The organism is Bacillus sp. Bvel1, assembly GCF_014872755.1.
Taxonomy (GTDB): Bacteria; Bacillota; Bacilli; order Bacillales; family Bacillaceae; genus Bacillus; species Bacillus velezensis.
This window is the reverse complement of the sequence record NZ_JAAOBZ010000005.1, coordinates 109,557-131,441: the sequence shown is the minus strand read 5'-3', so window position 1 is coordinate 131,441 and position 21,885 is coordinate 109,557. Positions and strand designations below refer to the sequence as shown.

19 protein-coding genes and 1 pseudogene are annotated in these 21,885 nt (G+C 48.8%); 6 read left to right on the top strand and 14 right to left on the bottom strand.

What is annotated here, in order from left to right; translation table 11 throughout:
* Window positions 1-61: 61 nt before the first annotated feature.
* The gene (locus HAP68_RS03465; RefSeq protein WP_003155650.1) at window positions 62-409 is read right to left on the bottom strand and encodes a YflT domain-containing protein; all 348 of its coding nucleotides are present in this window, start codon (window positions 407-409) and stop codon (window positions 62-64) included.
* A gap of 191 nt (window positions 410-600) precedes the next feature.
* On the opposite strand from HAP68_RS03465, the gene HAP68_RS03460 reads away from it, so the two are divergent.
* Both HAP68_RS03460 and HAP68_RS03455 read left to right on the top strand, forming a co-directional pair.
* Window positions 601-951, top strand: a complete 351-nt coding sequence (locus HAP68_RS03460) for a DUF3212 family protein (RefSeq protein WP_024084993.1) — start codon at window positions 601-603, stop codon at window positions 949-951.
* Window positions 952-1,079: 128 nt separating this feature from the next.
* On the top strand, window positions 1,080-2,099 hold the full coding sequence (locus HAP68_RS03455; protein WP_024084992.1) for an NADP-dependent oxidoreductase: 1,020 nt from the start codon (window positions 1,080-1,082) through the stop codon (window positions 2,097-2,099).
* Window positions 2,100-2,152: 53 nt separating this feature from the next.
* On the opposite strand, the pseudogene HAP68_RS03450 reads toward HAP68_RS03455, so the two are convergent.
* A pseudogene (locus HAP68_RS03450) lies at window positions 2,153-2,600 on the bottom strand (GNAT family N-acetyltransferase).
* A 72-nt stretch (window positions 2,601-2,672) separates the two neighbouring features.
* Window positions 2,673-3,803: a DEAD/DEAH box helicase gene (locus tag HAP68_RS03445; RefSeq protein ID WP_024084991.1), complete on the bottom strand. Its 1,131-nt coding sequence runs from the start codon at window positions 3,801-3,803 to the stop codon at window positions 2,673-2,675.
* A gap of 171 nt (window positions 3,804-3,974) precedes the next feature.
* Between HAP68_RS03445 and HAP68_RS03440 the strand changes: the two genes are divergently transcribed.
* On the top strand, window positions 3,975-5,531 hold the full coding sequence (locus HAP68_RS03440) for an ABC-F family ATP-binding cassette domain-containing protein (protein ID WP_003155656.1): 1,557 nt from the start codon (window positions 3,975-3,977) through the stop codon (window positions 5,529-5,531).
* 40 nt (window positions 5,532-5,571) lie between these two features.
* On the opposite strand, the gene HAP68_RS03435 is transcribed toward HAP68_RS03440, so the two are convergent.
* The 3 genes from HAP68_RS03435 to HAP68_RS03425 form a co-directional block, all read right to left on the bottom strand.
* Window positions 5,572-6,756: an MFS transporter gene (locus tag HAP68_RS03435; RefSeq protein WP_003155657.1), complete on the bottom strand. Its 1,185-nt coding sequence runs from the start codon at window positions 6,754-6,756 to the stop codon at window positions 5,572-5,574.
* Between the two features lie 63 nt (window positions 6,757-6,819).
* Entirely contained in the window at window positions 6,820-7,242 is a 423-nt protein-coding gene (locus tag HAP68_RS03430) for a MerR family transcriptional regulator (protein WP_003155658.1), read from the bottom strand.
* 190 nt (window positions 7,243-7,432) lie between these two features.
* Window positions 7,433-9,322, bottom strand: coding sequence for an ABC-F family ATP-binding cassette domain-containing protein (locus HAP68_RS03425; protein ID WP_024084990.1), 1,890 nt, complete (start codon window positions 9,320-9,322; stop codon window positions 7,433-7,435).
* A 158-nt stretch (window positions 9,323-9,480) separates the two neighbouring features.
* On the opposite strand from HAP68_RS03425, the gene HAP68_RS03420 reads away from it, so the two are divergent.
* A complete protein-coding gene (locus HAP68_RS03420) occupies window positions 9,481-10,548 on the top strand; it encodes a glycosyltransferase (protein WP_003155660.1) in 1,068 nt (355 codons plus the stop codon).
* 47 nt (window positions 10,549-10,595) lie between these two features.
* Here the strand turns inward: HAP68_RS03420 and HAP68_RS03415 are convergent, their stop codons facing one another.
* The 3 genes from HAP68_RS03415 to yfmT form a co-directional block, all read right to left on the bottom strand.
* On the bottom strand, window positions 10,596-11,495 hold the full coding sequence (locus tag HAP68_RS03415; protein ID WP_014304589.1) for an SDR family oxidoreductase: 900 nt from the start codon (window positions 11,493-11,495) through the stop codon (window positions 10,596-10,598).
* A 128-nt stretch (window positions 11,496-11,623) separates the two neighbouring features.
* The gene (locus HAP68_RS19745; RefSeq protein ID WP_369719111.1) at window positions 11,624-12,028 is read right to left on the bottom strand and encodes a methyl-accepting chemotaxis protein; all 405 of its coding nucleotides are present in this window, start codon (window positions 12,026-12,028) and stop codon (window positions 11,624-11,626) included.
* Window positions 12,029-12,493: 465 nt separating this feature from the next.
* On the bottom strand, window positions 12,494-13,951 hold the full coding sequence (gene yfmT, locus HAP68_RS03405; protein ID WP_003155667.1) for a benzaldehyde dehydrogenase: 1,458 nt from the start codon (window positions 13,949-13,951) through the stop codon (window positions 12,494-12,496).
* A gap of 244 nt (window positions 13,952-14,195) precedes the next feature.
* Between yfmT and bcaP the strand changes: the two genes are divergently transcribed.
* On the top strand, window positions 14,196-15,581 hold the full coding sequence (gene bcaP / locus HAP68_RS03400; RefSeq protein ID WP_003155668.1) for a branched-chain amino acid transporter BcaP: 1,386 nt from the start codon (window positions 14,196-14,198) through the stop codon (window positions 15,579-15,581).
* A gap of 117 nt (window positions 15,582-15,698) precedes the next feature.
* The gene (locus HAP68_RS03395) at window positions 15,699-16,928 is read left to right on the top strand and encodes an MFS transporter (RefSeq protein WP_083058848.1); all 1,230 of its coding nucleotides are present in this window, start codon (window positions 15,699-15,701) and stop codon (window positions 16,926-16,928) included.
* Here HAP68_RS03395 and HAP68_RS03390 read toward each other — a convergent pair.
* From HAP68_RS03390 to HAP68_RS03370, 5 genes are read right to left on the bottom strand one after another with little or no spacing between them, the layout of a single operon-like run.
* Complete coding sequence (locus HAP68_RS03390; protein WP_015388565.1) at window positions 16,910-17,848, bottom strand: hypothetical protein; 939 nt, start codon at window positions 17,846-17,848, stop codon at window positions 16,910-16,912. The genes HAP68_RS03395 and HAP68_RS03390 overlap by 19 nt on opposite strands.
* Window positions 17,849-17,863: 15 nt before the next feature.
* A complete protein-coding gene (locus HAP68_RS03385) occupies window positions 17,864-19,024 on the bottom strand; it encodes a glycosyltransferase family 2 protein (RefSeq protein ID WP_024084989.1) in 1,161 nt (386 codons plus the stop codon).
* 28 nt (window positions 19,025-19,052) lie between these two features.
* Window positions 19,053-19,964, bottom strand: a complete 912-nt coding sequence (locus tag HAP68_RS03380; protein WP_024084988.1) for a putative nucleotide-diphospho-sugar transferase — start codon at window positions 19,962-19,964, stop codon at window positions 19,053-19,055.
* A gap of 24 nt (window positions 19,965-19,988) precedes the next feature.
* Window positions 19,989-20,957, bottom strand: a complete 969-nt coding sequence (locus tag HAP68_RS03375) for a GDP-mannose 4,6-dehydratase (RefSeq protein ID WP_012117042.1) — start codon at window positions 20,955-20,957, stop codon at window positions 19,989-19,991.
* A 6-nt stretch (window positions 20,958-20,963) separates the two neighbouring features.
* Window positions 20,964-21,728, bottom strand: coding sequence for a glucose-1-phosphate cytidylyltransferase (locus HAP68_RS03370; RefSeq protein ID WP_003155676.1), 765 nt, complete (start codon window positions 21,726-21,728; stop codon window positions 20,964-20,966).
* Between the last annotated feature and the right edge of the window lie 157 nt (window positions 21,729-21,885).

Below are 21,885 nucleotides of genomic sequence, written 5' to 3'. Positions count from 1 at the left end.
TTTATTGCGGAAACCGCAAAAAAATCCCAAGGGACCGAAAACCCCTTGGGATCTGTTCAGCTTACGCCCATGATTTTACTTTTTCGTTATCCGTGACAAACAGAAGAACTTTTCCTTCATCTAAGCGCTTTTCAAATTGTGATGCTTCCTCTTCTGAAAAGCCGATTTCGTGAATTTTGTTGCGGAGCTCGTCGCCTTTTTTATTAAACATATTGCCGACCGCGTGTTTAATGCCCGTTTCTTTCGCTCCGATGGTATTGACATCAGTATTATCCGCCAGACGGTCCGTTCTGTCGTCATCATGTGAAAGCACATATACGTCTTCTTTTGCGACACCCAATTGCTGAAGCTCTTTTACGTCCTGCATCAGTTTTTGATCATTTGTATATTCTCTTACTACCGGTTTCATTGATAAGTCCTCCCTTTTGTTTTTGTATATTGGATGTTTACCCGCTCAACCAAAGGTCAAACAAAAGAAAGAGAGTTCCGGGAAAAAACGGGCAGATTGTCGGTGGATATTTTCCGGCGGGACATGTTACAGTAGGGAAAGTAACTTTTATCAGAAAAATAAAAATCTTCATGAGCCGATTAAGCAGGGAGGTGGTTCCTATTCATTACTTTTCACCGGAACAGCGATTTAACGCTTGGGTTGTCAGTGATTTAGTGAAGCAGGTATTCCGCCGGCATACCCGCTGCCCGGATGGAATAAAAGAGCTTACGGCCTTTGCTGAAGATACTTTTCATATTAATATCGATTTCGTTTTCTCTATCATTATCAATATCGGTGATATCGAATCCGTTCTGCCGACAGAAATTGAAAATAAGCTGGGTTCTTATCTGACCGCGCTTCAGCCCGTGATTACCTCTGACATGCTTCATTCTTCAAAAACGAATGCCTATGAATATTTGGAACATGAGAAAAACACCGATGTGTACCGGTTATTCTTTTAAATACGCATATAAGAAAAGAAGGGCCGTGGCCCTTCTTTTTTTGTTGCCGGCGGACGGTTTGATTTTGTATTCGGGAAATGGTTCGTGTTACATTTGGAACAACCACTTATCTTGAAGGAGGATTCAGTATGCCGAATAATCAGCAGCAGATTCAATTGGCAAGACGCCCGAAAGGCGTTCCCGTCCATGACGATTTCCGCTTTGAAACGATTGCCGTTCCCGAACCGAAAGACGGCGAAGTGCTTGTGAAAACGAGTTATGTGTCCGTTGATCCGTACATGCGCGGACGGATGCAGGATACAAAATCATATGTAGAGCCGTTCGCTTTAGATGAAGCCATAACAGGCGGAGTGATTGCTGAAGTTCTGACAGACGGAGATAAGCTGAAAAAAGGAGATGTTGTGATCGGAAATCTCGCATGGCAGGAATATTCAGCCGTCAATGAGTCCGCCCTCCGCAAGTTGGATACGGATATCGCACCCGCCCAGGCGTATCTCGGCATTTTAGGGATGACCGGACTGACCGCTTACTTCGGCCTGCTCGATATCGGCCGTCCGAAAAAGGGCGAAACCGTCGTCGTTTCAGGGGCTGCGGGCGCCGTCGGCTCAACGGTCGGGCAGATTGCAAAAATCAAAGGCGCGCGGGTTGTCGGCATCGCCGGTTCTGACGAAAAAATCGCGTATCTGAAAGAGGAGCTTCAATTTGATGAAGCCATTAATTACAAAACGGCGGATGATATTCAAAAAGCGCTTGAACAGGCATGCCCTGACGGCGTCGATGTCTATTTTGACAATGTCGGCGGACCGATTTCAGATGCGGTGATAAACCTGCTGAATGAATTCGCCCGCATTCCGGTATGCGGAGCGATCTCTTCATATAATACCGAAAGTGAAGAGGAAGACATGGGCCCCCGCGTCCAGCCGAAGCTGATCAAAACAAAAGCGCTGATGCAGGGGTTCATCGTCAGTGATTATGCTGACCGCTTTTCCGAAGGCGCGAAACAATTGGCTGAATGGCTCAAGGACGGGAAGCTTCATTATGAAGAAACGATTACGGAAGGATTCAGCCATATTCCAGACGCGTTCCTCGGCCTGTTTAAAGGAAAAAACAAAGGCAAACAGATCATCAAAGTCAGTGATCTAGGTTAACATGATGATGAAAAAAAGGAGGGCTTTGTCCCCTCCTTTTCTGCTTTTTCGCATCAGCCGCGAAGAATCAAAGTAAGAAAGCCGTCTTCATCAGGCTCCGTATCTTTCAAATTGAATCCCGCTGCTTGAAAGCAGGCTAAACTGATTTGATTGTCTTTTTTCGATGCTTGCCGCCCATTCCTACACGCTGGTAAACCCAGGATCAGTCAGCAGTTTTTGCAAGATCTGTTTTCCGTACCCTTGAAGCTGGTACAAAGGATTGACGATCAATCCGATATACGCCCGTTCCTCCACAAACTCTATAGAGACTATACCTGCCGGAAGCTGCCCGTCATATGCCATAATGACAGTATCGTCTTCATCTTTATTCAATCGTGCATACCACGCGTCTAATGGCAGCATCGCATCCATTCTCCGTCTGATGTTATCGTTCTTAAACCAGTGTTCGAGTATTTCCAACCCACGTTCCTTCAATATTTGAAATCGGTCTATTGAACCCATCTTCCCACTCCCCCGCCTGAACCTTTTCTATTATTTCACAATAAAAAAGAAGGGCTTCCCGCCCTCCGTTTCTTATTTCTCAGATAATTTTCCGCCTGAATAAACGGCCTCTTTCAGCTCAATTCCGAGTGATTTGGCCATTTTTTTCAATTTGGATTCTTCCATCGGCGTGACAAGGCTGAGTACGGTTCCTTCTTTACCGGCCCGCCCCGTCCGGCCGGATCTGTGGATATATCCGTCTTCATTCGGGATGTCTGCGTGAATGACGTACGGAAGATCATCGATATCAAGTCCGCGCGCCGCTATGTCAGTCGCCAGAAGCAGCGGAAATTCTCCCCCTTCAAACGCTGATAATATCTTTGCCCGCTCCATTTTTTTCGCTTCTCCGTGCAGGATGCCGAGATCCACGTGATGATAGGCGAGTTTTTCCGCATAGACGCTTAAATTTCCGATATCTCTGACAAACACGAGCGCCTGCATGCCGTTCAGCCGTGACAGCTTTTGCAAAAGCTTTACTTTATCCCGCTGATCGCAGACGAGATATTGATGCGTGACGCGCGCTTTTTCCGCCGTATTCCGCTCCACTTTCAAAACGGCCGGTTCATGTGCGATGGCATTCAGCACCTCTTCTGTCTCCGGCTGCAGCGTAGCGGAAAAGCTTAGAAGCTGTCGGTCTTTCAGCGTCGTTTTAATGATTTTTTTCATCGTTTCGCGGTGTTCCTTTGTCACGAGCTGATCCACTTCATCAAGAACGATCGTCTTGACTTCATGCATTTTCAGCTTTTTCGCCTGAATCAATTCGAGCACCCTGCCCGGTGTGCCTGCAATGATATGCGGTTTATTTTTGAGCTTCTCCACCTGCTTTTTCACGTTTGCCCCGCCGATTAAAGACAAAGCGCGAAGATCGGAGCCTTTTTTCCACTCCTGAATCACTTGAAAAATCTGCATCACAAGCTCGCGGGACGGCGCTAAAATGATCACTTGCGGATGTTTCTGTTCCGGGTTGATCCGCTCCAGAACCGGAAGCGTGTACGCCAATGTTTTTCCCGTTCCCGTCGGGGATTCGGCAATGACGTCTTTCCCTTCCATGATCACCTGAGCGGCTTTTTCCTGAATAACGGTCGGCTCCTGAAAACCTGACGCCTCCCAGTTTTCGGCGATAAATGGTTGTGTATGCTGTAAAAATGGCCATGTTTGGGTCATGTCGTTCTCCTCAATTCTTAAGATCTACTCCATAGTATCTCAAATGCACGCGGCAAACGCAATTTTCTTTTTCCTTCCAAGCCTTTTAACAAACGGTCTCCTCCTTTATAATCATAAATGAGAAAGACACATGATAAAAAAAGCGTGTCTGATAACGATAGAGGTGTAATGATGAGTATTTTATCCGTAAAAGATTTAAGCCACGGCTTCGGTGACCGTGCGCTTTTTAACAATGTATCGTTCCGTCTTTTAAAAGGGGAACACGTCGGCTTAATCGGAGCAAACGGCGAAGGTAAATCAACGTTTATGAATATTATTACCGGAAAGCTTGAGCCTGATGAGGGTAAGGTTGAATGGGCGAAAAACGTGCGTGTCGGCTATCTCGATCAGCATACCGTGCTTGAAAAAGGAAAAACGATCCGCGACGTGCTGAAGGATGCGTTCCATTACTTATTTGCGATGGAAGAAGAAATGAACGAGATTTACAACAAAATGGGCGAAGCGGACCCTGATGAGCTTGAGCAGCTGCTTGAAGATGTCGGTGTCATTCAGGACGCCCTGACAAACAATGATTTCTACGTGATTGACAGCAAAGTTGAAGAAATCGCCCGCGGCCTCGGCCTGCAGGAAGTCGGCCTAGACCGCGACGTCACTGACTTAAGCGGCGGACAGCGGACGAAAGTGCTGCTCGCCAAACTGCTTTTGGAAAAGCCGGAAATCCTTCTGTTGGACGAACCGACGAACTACCTTGATGAACAGCATATTGAATGGCTGAAACGCTATTTGCAGGAATATGAAAATGCGTTCATCTTAATTTCTCACGACATTCCGTTTTTAAACAGCGTAATCAATTTGATTTATCATGTGGAAAACCAAGAGCTGACGCGTTATGTCGGTGATTATCATCAGTTTATGGAAGTCTACGAAGTGAAAAAACAGCAGCTCGAAGCCGCCTACAAAAAACAGCAGCAGGAAGTGGCTGAGCTGAAAGATTTCGTCGCCCGCAACAAAGCCCGCGTCAGCACGAGAAATATGGCGATGTCCCGTCAGAAAAAGCTTGATAAGATGGATATGATCGAACTGGCGGCCGAAAAACCGAAACCGGAATTCCATTTCAAGCCTGCGAGAACGTCAGGCAAGCTCATTTTTGAAACGAAGGACTTAGTCATCGGTTACGATACTCCGCTGTCACGCCCGCTCAATCTCAGAATGGAGCGCGGACAGAAAGTCGCCCTGTACGGCGCAAACGGCATCGGGAAAACGACGCTGTTAAAAAGCCTGCTCGGTGAAATCCAGCCGCTGGAAGGCACGGTGGAGCGCGGCGAGCATCAATACACGGGCTATTTCGAGCAGGAAGTGAAAGAAACCAATAACAATACGTGCATCGAAGAAGTGTGGAGCGAATTTCCTTCCTTTACCCAATACGAAATCCGCGCCGCCCTCGCCAAATGCGGCCTGACGACCAAACACATTGAAAGCCGCGTCTCCGTTCTCAGCGGAGGAGAAAAAGCGAAGGTCAGACTGTGCAAGCTGATCAATTCAGAAACAAACCTGCTCGTGCTTGACGAACCGACAAACCACCTGGATGTCGATGCGAAAGAAGAGCTGAAACGCGCGCTGAAAGAATACAAAGGCTCCATTCTGCTGATTTCCCACGAACCCGAGTTCTACATGGATATCGCGACGGAAACATGGAATTGTGAATCTTGGACGACGAAAGTGCTGTAAACACAAAAAGGAACTCCCGCCCGTGCGGAAGTTCCTTTTTTTAATGTCCGGCTTTTATTCCGGCAAGATGTTTGCGTCCCATAAGAAGAACAAGCATGCCGACAAAAACGACAATCCCGCCTACTGTATATGGTGTGCTTGCGGTGAAGTGTTCTGACAGCATTCCCGCAATCCACGGAGCGAGCGCACCGCCGATAAAGCGGACTGAGCTGTAGGCTGAAGACGCGATTGAACGTTCAACCGGCGCAGCACCCATCACAGCGGTTGTCATGATCGTATTCACCATACCGAGGACAGCACCGGCAACAACGATACATGTAATGATCAACGTCTGATGGTCAGTCCAGACCCCCATAATAACGAGAATGGCCGCAAAGGCGATAAAGAGAACGACGAGCGAACGCACTGTGCCCAGCGCTTTGTGCACAAGCGGCGCCGTAAAGACTGACGTAATTGCCAGCAGAAGGCCCCAGCCGAAGAAGACATATCCGAGACCGTGTTCATCTAAATCCAGAACGAACGGAGAATAAGCAAGCAAAATAAAAAATCCAAAGTTGTATAGGAATGCAGATACTGCCATTGTCAAAAGGCCTTTATATTTGAGCGCCTTCATCGCATCAAACACACCGACGCGTTTCGCCGGTTTCGGCAGCTTCGGCAGCATGAGTGAAATCGCGCAAAGCGCTATGAGCATGAGGACAGACACTCCGAAGAACGGAGCGCGCCATGAAATGCTGCCAAGCTCTCCGCCGGCAAGCGGCCCGACGGAAATCCCCAGTCCGAGCGCGGCCTCATACAGAATAATGGCTTTGGCGCTGCCGCCGACAGATACCCCGACAATGACGGCAAGCGCGGTTGAAATAAAGAGAGCATTCCCAAGCCCCCAGCCGCCGCGATAGCCGACAAGCTGAGCGATTGAACTTGAGCTTCCGCCGAGAGCGGCAAACACGATGATAAAAATAAGTCCGAGAAGCAGCGTCCATTTTGCGCCGATCCGGCTGGAAATCGCGCCGGAGAAAAACATCATAAAACCGGTAACGAGCAAATAACTTGTAAATAACAGAGATACTTCACTAGGTGAAGCATGTAATTGTGCGGCGATCGCCGGAAGAATCGGATCGACAAGACCGATTCCCATAAAGGAAATCACACAGGCAAACGCAACCGCCCAAACGGCTTTCGGCTGGCTGAATAAGCCTGTTTTCTGTTGTGATGATGTATCCATTTGACCAGACCTCCTGTTTCATCCATTAAAAGAAACGCTATATCCATAGCGTTTACAGCAAAATCATTCGATTGATTGAATGGCGCGGTCAGCTTTTTCTTTCATTCCGTTAAGGCGCGTTTTAAAATGCTGAAATGTGCTGATCTTCTCATCAATCATCTCAAGCTGGTGGTTCAAAGCGTGCTGAATCTCTTCCAGCTTTTCTTTCCGTTCCTTCGGATCCAGTGACAACAAGTACCCCTCTTTGTTTAATTCCAGCTGACGGCTCATCTCCATAAACTGCTGAAGTTCCTGAAGGGAAAAACCGAGCACTTCTTTTGTGCTGGTGACTTTTTCGAGCTCCTCCATATCATCTTCAGAGTAAAGCCGGACGCCGCCTTCTGTCCGTTTAGGAGCAGGAATCAAACCAATCTCCTCGTAAAAACGAATGGTTCGTTTTGTCAATCCGCTTCGCTTGGCAACTTGATCAATCTTCATCCATTCCAAGGTGAATCCCCCTCTTGTCGTATCTGTTTCTATTATACACCATTTGAACCTTAACGTAAACGTAAACTTTTTGTGCCGGATAAACTTGGCTTGGACGGAACCTTTGTCTTTAAAGCGCCGGGAGACATCTGTGTAAGATAAAAAAAGCCGGTATGACCCGCCGTCTTCTCGGGGGCCGTACCGGCTTTTCTTAATTCTCAAGTTCTTCAATCATCAGTGACAATTCGGTCCAGCGTTCCATCGCCGCTTCAAGCTCTTCAGCCGTTTTTGCCTGTTCGGCCATCAGTTCTTGTATCTTTCCGAAATCACTTCCCGCTTCAGCGATTTCCGCTTCCAGACGCTGATGCTTTTCTTCAAGGCCGGCGATTTTGTCTTCGATGCCGTCCCATTCGATCTGATCCTTGTACGAAAGCTTTTTGCGCTTTTTCTTCGGCTCTTCTTCCGCCTTTTTCTCTTCGGCCGGCTGTTTTACCGCCGTCTTCTTCGCTTTTGCTTGTTCCATGTATTCACTGTATGAACCTTGGAAACGGGAAATGACACCGTGTCCTTCAAATACGATCAGGCGGTCCACGACGCGGTCAAGGAAATAGCGGTCATGGGATACGGTGATGACGACGCCCGGGAACTGTTCGATATAATCCTCGAGCACGCTTAATGTTTCTGTGTCCAGATCATTGGTCGGTTCATCTAAAAACAGCACATTCGGCTCCTGCATCAGTACATTCAGCAAGTACAGACGGCGTTTTTCCCCGCCTGACAGCTTTCTGATATATGTCTGCTGCATCGGACGCGGGAACAGAAAACGCTCAAGCATTTGTTCCGCGGTGATGACATCGCCTTCCGCCGTTTTGACGATTTCGGCCGTCTCTTTTATATATTCAATGACTTTCATATCGCCGTTCATTTCGCTGTGATCCTGGGTGTAGTAGCCGATCCGGACCGTCTGCCCGATGGTGATATTGCCGCTGTCAGGCTGAATTCTGCCGGCGAGGCTGTTTAAAAGTGTCGTTTTCCCGATTCCGTTCGGCCCGATGATGCCGATTCGTTCCCCAGGGATGACAAGCTCATTAAACTGGCTGATCAGCGCTTGGCCGTTATAGGTAATGGAGACGTTATCGGCTTCGATTACTTGTTTTCCGAGACGGTGGGAACCGATCGCGAAATCGAGTGATCCGGAGACTGCCGGCCCTTTTTGCTCCTTGAGCGCCTCCGCTCTGTCCACTCTCGCTTTTTGTTTCGTCGAGCGCGCTTTCGCTCCTCTTCTGAGCCACGCCAATTCGCGGCGCAGGAGGTTTTGGCGTTTTGTTTCTTTCTGCTCTGCCAGCGCCTCCCGTTCGGCCCGTTTTTCCAGGAATACTTCATAGTTTCCTTTATACGTATAAAGGCTGCCTCTCTCAAGCTCGTAAATTCTGTTCGTCACCCTGTTCAGAAAATATCTGTCGTGCGTGACAAGCATAACGGCGCCCGGATATTGCGATAAGTAGCCTTCCAGCCATTCAATCGTTTCATTGTCCAAGTGGTTTGTCGGTTCATCCAAAATGAGCAGGTCAGCCGGCTGGATGACGTTTTTCGCAATCGCGACGCGCTTTCTCTGGCCGCCGGACAGCTCGCTGACATCCTTCATCAGATCGGTGACGCCAAGTTTGGTTAAAACCGTTTTGGCTAACGTATTCGCCTCCCACGCATCATTCGCGTCCATTCGGGCCTGCGCATCAAGCAGGTGTTTCTGGCGCTGGTCATTTTCCGGTTCTTCATTCAGCGCCTGAAGCGCTTTTTCGTATTCTCTCATCGTTCTCATGACGGCTGATCCGCCGGAATAAATATGTTCAAGAACGGTTTGTCCGGCCGGAAGCTCAGGGTCCTGATGCAAGAACTCAATATGCACGTTTCCTGAAGCCGTAATCTCGCCTTCCTCCGTTGATTCAAGGCCGGCAATGGTTTTCAGAAGCGTAGACTTCCCCGTTCCGTTCGGGCCGATTAAACCGATTCTTTCATTCTCTTCAATATGAAAGGAGATATGGTCGAATAATGTCTTATCTCCGTATGTTTTATAAAGGTTTTCCGCTTTTATGATGCTCATGGTTCCTATCAATCCTCACGTAAGTTCATGTGTTCATTTTAAATCAGGCGCTGGAATAAAACTAGTAAAAGGACAGACAAATTTCTTGGAAGAGATCATTTTGTCCGAAGAATGTTTCCGCCTCTCCTTTTATACACTGGAGGGGAAGAGGTGATGACATGATCAGCGTCAGTTTGTGCGTTATCGTGAAAAATGAAGAGGAAGTGCTTGCGGGCTGTCTTGATTCCGTCAAAGACATTGCGGATGAAATTGTGATTGCTGATACGGGCTCGACCGACCGGACGAAAGAAATCGCGGCCCGTTATACGGATAAGATTTATGATTTTGAATGGATCGATCACTTTGCGGCCGCCCGTAATTTTGTGTTTTCGAAAGCGGAAATGGATTATATTCTGTGGCTGGACGCCGACGATATGCTGACGGAAAAGGACCGTGAAAAGCTGATTGAACTGAAGGCGTCGCTTTCAAAAGAGGTGGACGCGGTATCCATGTATTATCACGTCGGCTTTGATGATCGGGGAGAGGTCAGCTTCAGATACCGCCGCAACCGACTCGTCAAGCGTGAAAAAGGGTTCCGCTGGATCGGAGCCGTGCATGAGTATCTTGAGGTATACGGAAACATCATAGAAACCGATATTGCCGTCACACACCGGAAATCCGAGAAAAAGCACTCGCCTCCCTCGGACCGCAACTTGAAGATTTATGAGAGAATGGCGGAAAACAGTGAAACGATGACACCGCGCGATTTGTTTTACTTCGCGAATGAATTAAAGGATCACGGCCAGTATCAGCGCGCCATCACGTATTATCACCATTTTCTTTCCACAAAACAGTGCTGGATCGAAGACGAGATCAGAACGTGCCAATATCTATCCGATTGCTACAGGGCGGTCGGCCATGAAGAGGCCGCCATGACGTCTCTCTTAAAATCATTTCTGATCGATTGTCCGCGGCCGGAGTTCTGCTGCAGGCTCGGCGACTATTTTGCGGAGAAACGGCAATACCGGCAGGGCGTGTTTTGGTATGAGCTCGCCCTATCCGCCAAAAGCAGTGATGCAGGCTTTACCCAGCTCGAATATTCCACCTGGTACCCCCATCTGCAGCTCTGCGTCTGCCACTGGCAGCTCGGCGACAGAGAAAAAGCGAAGATTCATAACGACAAAGCCGCCTCCTATCATCCGTCACATCCGAGTGTCCTGTATAATCAAAACGTGCTCGGCACATAACATCGAAAAAAAGAGCTGCCCCCGTATGAAGGGCAGCTCCTTTTTGATTACGCTGTCGGAATTCCTCCGCTTACACTGTAAATTTGGGATGTCACATAACTCGATTCTTCTGAGGCCAAAAAGACATAAATCCCTGCCAGCTCCGCCGGCTGTCCGGCACGCTGTAATGGAACGGCCGGTGTTTCCTTGCCGAATTTCGGAATGTTTTCTCCGGGCTGTCCTCCCGAAATCTGCAGCGGTGTCCAGATCGGCCCCGGCGCTACCGAGTTGACTCTGATTCCTTTATTCGCCAGCTGCTTTCCTAGGCCGACGGTAAAACCGATAATGGCATGTTTCGTCGCAGCATAATCCAACAGCATCGGGCTTGGATTATAACCTTCTACGGACGTTGTCGTGATAATAGACGCGCCTTCCGGCAGATACGGAAGCGCGGCTTTGACGAGCCAATACAGCGAGAATACGTTGACTTCAAATGTTTGATAGATTTGTTCTGTAGTAAGATCGCTGATATCATCCACTGCCTGCTGTTTGCCGGCGACAAGAGCGAGCGTGTCAAGACCGCCAAGCTCTTGATACGCTTTTTCCGCCAATTCTCCGCAAAACGCTTCATCGCTTAAATCTCCCGGCAGCAGAACAGCTTTTCTTCCCTCTTTTTCAATTAACGCTTTCACTTCTTCGGCATCCGGCTGTTCCTCAGGCAGATAGTTAATGGCCACATCCGCCCCTTCCCGGGCATAAGCAATCGCGGCGGCCCGGCCGATACCTGAATCGCCGCCGGTGACGAGGGCTTTTCTTCCCTTCAGCTTGCCGGCTCCTTTATAGCTTGTTTCACCGCAGTCCGGCACAGGCTTCATCTCTTTCTGCAAACCGGGCGGTTCTTGATATTGTTTTGGAAATTCATCATGATCATATTTCGTCAGCGGGTTGTGCAGATTTGCATCAGACATACAAGACTCTCCTTTATCATTGGTGATGTATTCGTATGTGTACCCCTTTAGCATGACGGATCAAACGTGTAAGTGCAGTTTCCGATTGATAAGGGAAAACAAAAAAGGAGCCCGTAAGCTCCCTTTTTTTATGATTCTCCGAGCACGTTTTCAGCCATTTTCGCTAAATGCTGGGCGCTTCCCGAAATCTCCTGCATCGTGGCAGAAATTTGTTCTACCGCCGCCGCTTGGCCGTCCGTGTTCTGGTTGATGGATTCAATTGAGTCCTCCAGCCCTTTCAGCAGGCTGTGGATTTTTTTCGTAATCTGGTCAATTTGGCCGACATTGTCTTTTGAATGAGTGGCAAGCTTGCGGATCTCATCCGCCACCACGGAAAAGCCCTTGCCGGATTCTCCTGCTCTCGCGGCTTCAATGGCCGCATTCAAACCGAGCAGATTGCTTTGATCCGAGATGCCCTTGACAGTAACGGAAATGTCGGCGATTTCTCCCGCGCTTTCACTGACTTGTTTCGCCTGAGCGGAAATCCCGGTCATCTGTGCTGAGAAACCGCTGATGGATTCTGAGATATCCGCGATCGCCGAAGCGGTCTGTTCCACGACGGCGGACAGGCTTTCAGCGACATCATGAAGCTTGGCTGATTTTTCAAGGCTCGTGCCGAGACCGACGCCGCCGATGACTTTTCCGTTTTCATCATGAAGCGGAATCGCTCTGGCGATCAGCGGAAATCCGAACAGCTCTTTCGGCACCATGCTTGTCTTCTTCTGATTCATGCGGATCGCGTCTGTAATGATGTCCCCCTTTTGCAGCGGATCTCCCGGCTTTACATTAAGAGAAAACGTTTTAGCCGGAATATTCACGATTAATTTTTCTGTATCATAAATTCCGATGGTGATGTCATCTTGGATCAGGCTGTTTAAAAAAGGCGCAACTTTGACAAAAGCGTCAAGCAGGCTGTGCGTTTGCTGCTCCGTCTGTATACTCATTTCTTTCACTCCTTCTTAATATGGGAATTGGCGTTTTTCATGCTGAACCGAAATCCATTTCAGCGTGGTGAATTCTTCAAGGCTCCATTCGCCGTTCAGCCTGCCGAGACCTGATTGTTTCTCGCCGCCGAACGCAACGTTCGGTTCATCATTAATGGTCGTATCGTTGACGTGAATCATGCCGGTTTCGATCCGCTTAGCAAACTCAACGCCCCGCTCCACGTTTGCCGTATGCACGGCTCCGCTTAAACCGAACGGTGTCGCGTTTGCGATGCTTACCGCTTCATCCTCCGTTTCAAACGGCATGATGCAGACGGCCGGTCCGAACAGCTCCTCCTTCGCGATGCTCATCTCAGGTTTCACATCTTTTAAAATGACAGGCTCAGCGACCGTTCCGCTGAATCGGCCGGACAGCACCGGAACCGCTCCCTCTTCTATCGCTTTTTCGACAGACCGTCTCAGGCCTTCCGCCTGTCTCTCATTGATTAAAGGACCGATAACCGTATCAGGGTCCATCGGATCGCCGACTTTCAGCGATGACACTTTCGCTTCGTAGAGCTCTGTAAATTTGTCATAAACAGATGTGTGAACGAGCACGCGGTTCGCCGACATACAGATCTGGCCTTGATGCGTAAACCGGCTGAATACGGCCGCATTGACGGCGTATTCAAGATCAGCATCCTCAAGCACGATCAGCGCGCTGTTTCCGCCAAGCTCCAACAGCGGTTTTTTAAAGTGTTTGACCGCAAGCTGTCCGATATAGCTGCCCACTCCGGTTGAGCCTGTAAATGAGATTATCCGTGGCACGGGATGCTCAACAAAGCTGTCGCCGATCTCCCCGATATCCGTCACGATGACATTCAGCAGCCCGTCCGGTACGCCGGCCGCTTCAAAAATTTTCGCGATAAGCGTTCCGCCGCAGATCGGCGTTTCTTCATGAGGCTTCAGCACGACGCCGTTCCCCGCGCCGAGTGCCGGCGCAACAGATTTCATCGAAAGGAAAAACGGGAAATTAAACGGGCTGATTACCCCCGCGACTCCGGCAGGTATTCTGTACAGCCTGTTTTCTTTTCCGTCAATCGTGGACGGGAGAATTTTCCCTTCCATCCGCACCGGAAATGTTGCGGCTTCTTTTATCATATTTTTGACAAGTCCGATTTCAAACTCAGCCTTCAGCCGTGTTCCGCCTAGCTCCTCCATGATTAAGTAAATAATCGCTTCTTCGTGCTCTTCAATGAAAGAAACGGCTTTTTCCAAAATGGCCCGCTTTTTAAAAGGGTTTACTTTGTCCCATTCTTGTTTCGCAAGAGCCGCGGCGCGATATGCCGCATCCACGTCATCAGGCGTCGCTTTTCGGAATGAGGTGATGACTTTTTGAGTATAAGGATTTCTGTTTTCCAATACGTTCCGGCTGCTCCCATCCCTCCATCGGCCGCCGATAAACTGCTTATTTAGTTCTTCATATTGAAACATGTAAACATCTCCCTTTCACCGAAACTTGAAATTAGTTGATGAGTCATCTTTTGTATCGGTCTTAAGGTGAGAAAATTGAACTATTTCACAATAAAATTCCCTTTCCTTCCGTGCATCGACGCTTTTTAGCTTTGTCCTTTTAAAGTGGAAAATTCTTTAATTGACTGCGAGAAATTTCGACAATATAATACAAACGTCAGTGTATATAATGATAAGAATATTATGAATTTTCAGGAGGACCCATATGTCTTTACTATTTCGGAAAAAGCCGCTGGCCGACTTAAAGGCCCAGAGCAAACAGACCAGCCTGTCCCGCTCGTTAAGCGCTTTTGACTTGGTTTTGCTCGGAATCGGCTGTGTTGTCGGCACGGGGATTTTTGTGATTACCGGGACTGTGGCCGCGACAGGCGCAGGACCGGCTTTGATTCTGTCGTTTGTGCTCGCGGGCCTTGCCTGCGCGCTCGCCGCGTTTTGTTATGCGGAATTTTCTTCATCCATTCCGATTTCAGGCAGCGTATATACGTATTCATATGTTACTCTCGGGGAGTGTCTCGCGTTTTTAATCGGATGGGACTTAATGCTTGAATATGTTATCGCGCTCGCCGCCGTCGCAACCGGCTGGTCATCCTATTTCCAGTCGCTTCTTGCAGGATTCGGGCTGCATCTTCCGGAGGCGCTGACCGCCGCACCCGGCAGCAAAACGGGTGCCGTGTTCAACCTGCCGGCCGTTATCATTATTTTGGTCATTACCGCGATTGTTTCAAGGGGCGTGAAAGAAAGCACCCGCTTTAACAATGTCATTGTATTGATGAAAATTGCGATCATTCTGCTGTTTATCGTCGTCGGTTTCGGCTACGTGAAACCGGAAAACTGGTCGCCGTTTATGCCGTTCGGAATGAAAGGCGTCATCACGAGCGCCGCGACCGTTTTCTTCGCGTATCTCGGATTTGATGCCGTGTCAAACGCGTCGGAAGAAGTGAAAAACCCGCAGAAATCAATGCCTGTCGGAATCATCGGCGCGCTTGCCATCTGCACCGTTCTTTACATTACGGTATCGCTCGTCCTGACAGGAATGCTTTCGTACACCAAGCTGAATGTCGGAGATCCGGTATCTTTCGCGCTCCAATTTGTCGGCCAGAACAAAATAGCAGGCATTATTTCCGTCGGCGCGATTATCGGGATTACAACGGTCATGCTCGCTCTGCTTTACGCTCAGGTGCGCCTTACATTTGCGATGAGCAGAGACGGCCTTTTGCCCCGCATGTTTTCCAAGGTTCATCCGCGTTTTAAAACACCGTTTCAAAACACATGGGTGACGGGGATCGCTGCCGCCGGGATCGCAGGTTTTATTGATCTGGGAACCTTGGCGCATCTCGTCAATATGGGAACCTTGGCGGCCTTTACAGTCATTGCGATCGCCGTCATCGTTTTAAGAAAGAAACATCCGGAGATCAAATCTTCCTTCCGTGTTCCTTTCGTGCCTTTTGTGCCGATCATCAGCGCATGCTTATGCCTGTATCTCGCAAGCAGCCTGCCGGGCGTGACATGGCTCGCCTTTGTCATCTGGATCGCCGCCGGGATCGTGGTATATATGATGTATTCGAGAAAACACAGTTTGTTAAATAAATAAAAAGGGAGGCTCTTTTTTCTGTTTGAGAAAGAAGAGCCTTTTTTGCCCTTGATAATTCATTCACCTTATGAATAATATGGTGTATGCTTCGTTTACATAAAAAGGAGGAGAATCACTTTGGCAATTGCCGCCCCGCTTAAAGAAAAACCTGTCCATCGTCCCGAGACAACCATGTATTCTATTTTGTTCATTATCGGGATCTGTCATCTGCTGAACGATTCACTGCAAGCGGTGATTCCGGCGATGTTTCCGATTTTGGAACGTTCCATGAATCTTACATTTACGCAGCTCGGAATTATCGCCTTTACGCTGAATATGGTGTCTTCCGTGATGCAGCCCGTCATCGGCTGGTATACGGATAAACGCCCGATGCCGTATGCTTTGCCGCTCGGACTCACCGCAAGCATGCTCGGCATTTTAGGTCTCGCGTTCGCCCCGTCTTTTCTGACGATTTTATGCTGTGTCTTTTTTATCGGCCTTGGCTCCGCCGTCTTTCATCCTGAAGGATCGCGTGTCGCTTACATGGCCGCCGGCGAAAAGCGCGGATTGGCGCAATCGATTTACCAAGTCGGAGGGAATACCGGCCAGGCGATGGCGCCCTTGATTACCGCGCTGATTCTCGTTCCGCTCGGTCAATTCGGCTCTGTCTGGTTTACGCTAGTCGCCGCAATCGCTGTGCTGTTTCTCATTTATATCGCCAAATGGTATAAAGGCCGCCTTATTCATTTGCGCGCCGCAAGTAAAAAATCACCGGCCGCCGCTGTGCAGACCGTGATTACAAAACCGATTATTCTTGCACTTATCATGATTATCTTCTTAATTTTCGCGCGCTCCTGGTATGTGAGCGCGATCGGCAACTTCTATACGTTCTATGCGATGAATGCCTATCATGTCAGCATTCAGCAGGCACAGAGCTACATCTTCGTCTTTTTATTTTTCGGAGCTGTCGGAACGTTTCTCGGCGGGCCGCTTGCAGACCGTTTCGGAAAGCGGAACGTCATCATCGTTTCCATGACGGCATCGGCTCCCTTGACGATTTTCCTTCCGTTTGCGGGACCTGTCATCGCCTATGGCGTACTGGCGCTGATCGGCGTTGTTCTGATGTCCAGCTTCTCCGTGACGGTTGTCTACGCGCAGGAGCTTGTTCCCGGCAAAATCGGAACGATGTCAGGGCTTACGGTCGGGCTCGCCTTCGGAATGGGCGCGATCGGAGCGGTTGCGCTCGGAGCTCTTATTGATTCAGCGGGATTGACGCCGACCATGACAGCCGTCGCCTTTCTGCCCGTTTTAGGTCTGCTCGCCTTTGTCCTGCCGAAAAGGCAGGGATTTTATGTTTCAACCGTATAAAAATGAGTGTCAGGAACCGCATATTTCGGAATAAACCCGTCTCTGAAATCAGGAAACGCTTTTTGAATTTCATCAATCCATTTTTTTACGTTTTTGATGTACGGGACGTAAATCATACTGACTGTCGCCTCATCATCAATGTGATAGTACCAGCAGAGATTGAATTCGTTCTCCGTGACGAGCGTAAAGCCTGAAAAATGATAAAAAATCAGCGGGGTGTCATTGACATATACAGCCCCGTCGCGCAGGCTGACGTCATATTGCTCAATATTCCACAGCGCCGCATTCGCGCCGATCGACTCCGTGACATGCACGTGTTCAAACTGCGCGGGCCACTTTTCAACATACCTTTGGTCACCGTATGTCTTTTTTTCTTCATTCATCTCCACCGTACAATAGGAGATGCAATCCTGTCTCCACTGCCAGACCGCCCGATACGCTTCCCCGGTATTCCGCGCGCCGACAAACCCGGTGTTGTACTGCCCCGTCAGCTTGTAATAAGACGCAAACCGTTCTGAATTGCGGTGATCCGTCAGAAAAAGGGAAGCATCCGGCTTTTCCGCAAACAGCTCGCCCGCATCTGCGAAGAAAAAGAGATCGGTGTCCAAATGGGCAAAATATTCGGCTTCATCATACTCCGTCATCACATGGAACAGAAAAGCCGGCTTCAGCGTCCAGCAATATTCATGAAATGTCCGGCCGCCCTTTGCTTCAAGCAGCTCCGGGTCCTCCATTTCATGGAGCTGAACCGCCGTGACATGTTCCCACGGCACCTGCTGAAGCAGTTCGTACGCTTTCTGATCGACACACAGCACATACAGATGAAAATCCCGGCAATGCTCATGGAGAGAATGAATCATCGGCATCAGTTTAAAGATATGCGTTCTGGAAACAATGGTTGAAAAATGATATTTACTCACCATATCACATCCAATTTATTTAAGATCCACATGCAGTAAATCAGCAGTCAGCGCTTTGAACGCCCTTGCAAAGTGCGTGACGCCCAGCTTTTTTTCCGCTTTTGCCAAAAGCTTTCCGACCTCCGGCAGCTGGAAGCTGTTCGCCGTGATACGCGGGCTTTTCGTCTTCCAGTCCGGGTCAAGGTTGCGGTCTTTAACCGCGTGCAGCAGCTCGAGAAAAATGTGCAGCAGGCTTTCATATTTCTCATAATCAAGCAGCACCGCGATGTCTGCCATTATGCTGTTGGTTAACTCCGCGTCAAACGGGCCGTTAAACGCGAGGTGCAAGTCAAGCGAATGAATGTCATTGTACTTGTCGCACATGTACGCGATATTCGCCCTGATGTCATCAACGGAAGCGCAGTTGCTCGGATGCTCCTGATGGACGCTCATGATATCGCGCCGCAGCTGAAATCTCATTCCCGACTGATGAAGCCTGATGCCGAGATCATAATCTTCAAAGCCGTATCTGACAATGCCTTCATCAAACAGGCCGAGATCTGCCACGTGCTGCCTCTTAACTGATGAATTGTTCGTAATGAAAAAACGCCATGGCAGACGGTAGCCGTTCAAATCATCTCCGTATTTTTCCAAAATGCTTTTCAGCACCCGGATAAAGTCGGTATCTAAATCAAAGCATCGGTCAAGAAAGCTTCCGTCTCTGATGTCACTTTCATCAAGGAGCGGCTCTTTATCGCCCGGCAGCTCTTCATACAGTTCGGCGAGTTTTTCCTTATGCTCTTTTTCAAAACGGTCATAATCAAAGCTGTAAATCCGCTTCCAGAACATACCGCATACGACAAGATCGTCCTGGTTCTCATGAGCCTTGATATGCTTCGCCACCAAATCCTTTTCGGCAAGCATGTCGCTGTCATGGAAAATCAAAATATCGCCTCTGGCATTGCGGACCGCCTGATTCCGGCCGTAAGCGATCCCTCTGTTTTCTTTAATTCTCACAAAAATCAGCGGAAAATTCGCGCTGAATGATTCAAGCATGGATAAGGTTCCGTCTTCCGAACCGTTGTCAGCCACAATCACTTCGAACGGCTCTGTGCATTCCTGTTCATTCAGGGACAGCAGGCTGTTATAAAGCCTCTCCTTGGAATTATATGCGGGAACAATGACGCTTGCCTTCACTTTTCGTTCACTTCCTGTATATGATCATTTATTTGTTATCATCCTCAGATGCAAAGCCGCTGAACTCCGGGCAGACGGCGCTGACCGTCCCGATCACTCGCTTCAGAATGTCCTGATAAAGCTGATGGACAAAAGGCAGGTCGGTCCGGTCCGTCTCATGAATCTGCCGAATGTCGCCGGCTGTGACGATCCGGTATCCGCTGAAATGATAGAAAATCAGCGGATTTCCGTCTTCGAGCACAAGACGCCCATCCTTCCATGAAAACGTGTGGCGGCCGTAATTCCAATGGCCGATATTCACGCCGGGCGTGGTGATGTCACACACGTTCGGGAACAGACCGGACATGTAATCCAAGTAGCCTTGATCTCCGAATTTTCCTTCGCCCGGCGCATTTTTGCATTCTTCAAGGCAGCGTTCTTTCCACCATCTGAGACAATCTGTGCCGGCACTGTCGGTTTTGAAGCTGAGAAAACCGGAATTATACCGGCCTAAAAGACGCTGCAGCATGTCGATTTCCTGTTTTTCAAATGAGGGAATAACGATATCGCCCCGTGACAGAAGCACCGAACAATCCGGCTGATTGTCAAAAATCGCGCGCGGATCAGTGAAGAAAAACAAATCGGCATCAATGTACGTGACACGCTCTAATTCCGGATGTCCGTCCAGCACGAATTCGAGAAATACCGGCTTCACCGTCCAGCAGTATTCGCTCTGATCCCTCGTCCGCTTCAGTTCAAGGAGCTCCTCATTTTCCAGTGCGGACACCTGAATCAAGGTGACATTATCCGGACGCATTGCCTGAAGAACGTCATAGGTGTCTTGATCCATACACAAAGTAAAAATGGGGGCGTCCGCCTGAACCGATTTCAATGAGCCGAACAAAGCGATAGCCTGATACAGCCTTCCTTTTGATAAAACTGTGCAATATGCGCTTGTCACGTCTTTCTCTCACCTCTGTTTCTGTTACTTTTGAAAAAAGGCTTTATACCATTCGATCGTTTTTTCTAATCCTTCATCAATGGTATGCGCGGGCGTCCAATTCAGAAGCTTCCTCGCCTTTTCCGCTGATAAATATTGGTGCTTGATTTCGTGGCTTCCCTGGTTAAGCACTTTCGGCTTGAGGTCACTGTCCATCGCCTTAAGAATTTTTTCTACAAGTTCCAGCACCGTCAGCTGAATCTCATTGCTGAAGTTGAACGCTTCTCCCGCAAGATTGAGCTCCTCCATCTTTTCCGCCAGCAAAAGGTATGCCTCGACCGCATCCTCGATGTAAAAATAATCACGGATAAATGTGCCGTCGCTGCGGATTTCCGGCGCTTCACCGTTCAGCACGAGCTGAATCGTCTGCGGAATAATCCGGTTGAAGTTCAAATCTCCGCCGCCGTACAAGTTGCCGCAGCGCGTAATACAGACCGGAAGTCCGTACGTATTAAAATATGTGTGGCTTAATAAATCGGCACAGCTTTTTGATACGTCATACGGATGTTTGCCCTGAAGAGGCATGTTTTCATCGTACGGCAGTGTCGGCTGGTCGCCGTACGCTTTATCACTGGACGCGACGATCACCCGCTTGATGAGCGGATGCCTGCGGCACGCTTCAAGGATGTTCCATGTGCCGAGAATATTGGCTTCAAATGTGGAAATCGGATTGCGGTTTGCGACGCCGACGATCGCCTGAGCGGCTAAATGAAAGACCGTGTCAATTTCATACTCGCCCAGCGCCCGCTCAATCACATCCAGATCTTCAAGCGCGCCCTGCACGATATTCATTTGCTTCACTTGTTCTCCCTGATACAGGTTCGACTTGGGCACAGTGTCACGGACAAGTCCCGTCACATTAGCCCCCTGATCGATCAGTTCCTTCACCAAGCAGCTTCCTAAAAGACCTGTACATCCCGTCACAAACACATTTTTATTTTTCCAGAAACTCAAACTTGATCACCATACCTTCCATACATGTTGTCCCCGGTCCCACATCTTGTTAATTTCCAGCAGATTTTTATACGTATCGATCGCCGTCCAGAAACCGTAATGCCGGTATACCGCCAATTCGCCGTCCTTTGCCAGCTCCTTCAGCGGTTCTTCTTCAAACATGACGTCCCTGTCTTTCGGCAGATAATCAAATACCTTCGGGCTGAGCACGAAAAATCCGCCGTTGATGATGCCGTCACTTGAGGTTTTTTCAGAAAAGCTTTTCGCCATACCGTCTTCAACCGTCAGCGTTCCGAATTGCGAGGTCTTTTCTATACCGGTGACGGTTGCCGCAGCCCCTTTTGATTGATGATAGCTGATCAGATGAAACAGGTTGATGTTCGCCAGTCCGTCCCCGTACGTCATAAGAAAGGTTTCATCACCGATGATGTCCTTCGCCTGTAAAAGCCGCCCCGCTGTCTGCGTGTGTTCCCCCGTGTCTAAAAAAGTGATTTTCCACGGCTCGGATGTTCCCAATATCCGCACTTCTCCGGTAGAGCTGTCCAGCGTCATGCTGTGATTCTTCCAGTCATAATCTAAGAAATATTCCTTAATCATCTCTCCTTTGAAACCAAGAAGCAGGATAAATTCGTTCACGCCATAGTATTGATAGAGTTTCATAATATGCCATAGAATCGGTTTGCCGCCTATCATGGCGAGCGGTTTGGGACGTTCATTGGTGATTTCGCTCATTCTCGTTCCTTTTCCGCCGCAGAGAATGACTGCTTTCATCTCTACCCCTCTTCTCTGTGAATATTGGATTCGAAACCGCCCGTATAAGAGAAACCAACCCGATAATTTGTCCGATTCTCTACCACCGGTTTCAAAATCTACTGTAAGATATGAGAGATTGGCGCCCTTTGTGACCAAAAGCTCTCTCTTTTTTCAG

What these genes read in the sequence shown, in the direction of transcription:
- HAP68_RS03445 (WP_024084991.1), bottom strand. Translation starts at nt 3,803, where the DNA reads ATGACCCAAACATGGCCATTTTTACAGCATACACAACCATTTATCGCC.
- HAP68_RS03370 (WP_003155676.1), bottom strand. Translation starts at nt 21,728, where the DNA reads ATGAAAGCAGTCATTCTCTGCGGCGGAAAAGGAACGAGAATGAGCGAA.
- HAP68_RS03455 (WP_024084992.1), top strand. Translation starts at nt 1,080, where the DNA reads ATGCCGAATAATCAGCAGCAGATTCAATTGGCAAGACGCCCGAAAGGC.
- HAP68_RS03440 (WP_003155656.1), top strand. Translation starts at nt 3,975, where the DNA reads ATGAGTATTTTATCCGTAAAAGATTTAAGCCACGGCTTCGGTGACCGT.
- yfmT (WP_003155667.1), bottom strand. Translation starts at nt 13,951, where the DNA reads ATGTTTCAATATGAAGAACTAAATAAGCAGTTTATCGGCGGCCGATGG.
- HAP68_RS03425 (WP_024084990.1), bottom strand. Translation starts at nt 9,322, where the DNA reads ATGAGCATCATAAAAGCGGAAAACCTTTATAAAACATACGGAGATAAG.
- bcaP (WP_003155668.1), top strand. Translation starts at nt 14,196, where the DNA reads ATGTCTTTACTATTTCGGAAAAAGCCGCTGGCCGACTTAAAGGCCCAG.
- HAP68_RS03465 (WP_003155650.1), bottom strand. Translation starts at nt 409, where the DNA reads ATGAAACCGGTAGTAAGAGAATATACAAATGATCAAAAACTGATGCAG.
- HAP68_RS03415 (WP_014304589.1), bottom strand. Translation starts at nt 11,495, where the DNA reads ATGTCTGATGCAAATCTGCACAACCCGCTGACGAAATATGATCATGAT.
- HAP68_RS19745 (WP_369719111.1), bottom strand. Translation starts at nt 12,028, where the DNA reads ATGACCGGGATTTCCGCTCAGGCGAAACAAGTCAGTGAAAGCGCGGGA.
- HAP68_RS03435 (WP_003155657.1), bottom strand. Translation starts at nt 6,756, where the DNA reads ATGGATACATCATCACAACAGAAAACAGGCTTATTCAGCCAGCCGAAA.
- HAP68_RS03420 (WP_003155660.1), top strand. Translation starts at nt 9,481, where the DNA reads ATGATCAGCGTCAGTTTGTGCGTTATCGTGAAAAATGAAGAGGAAGTG.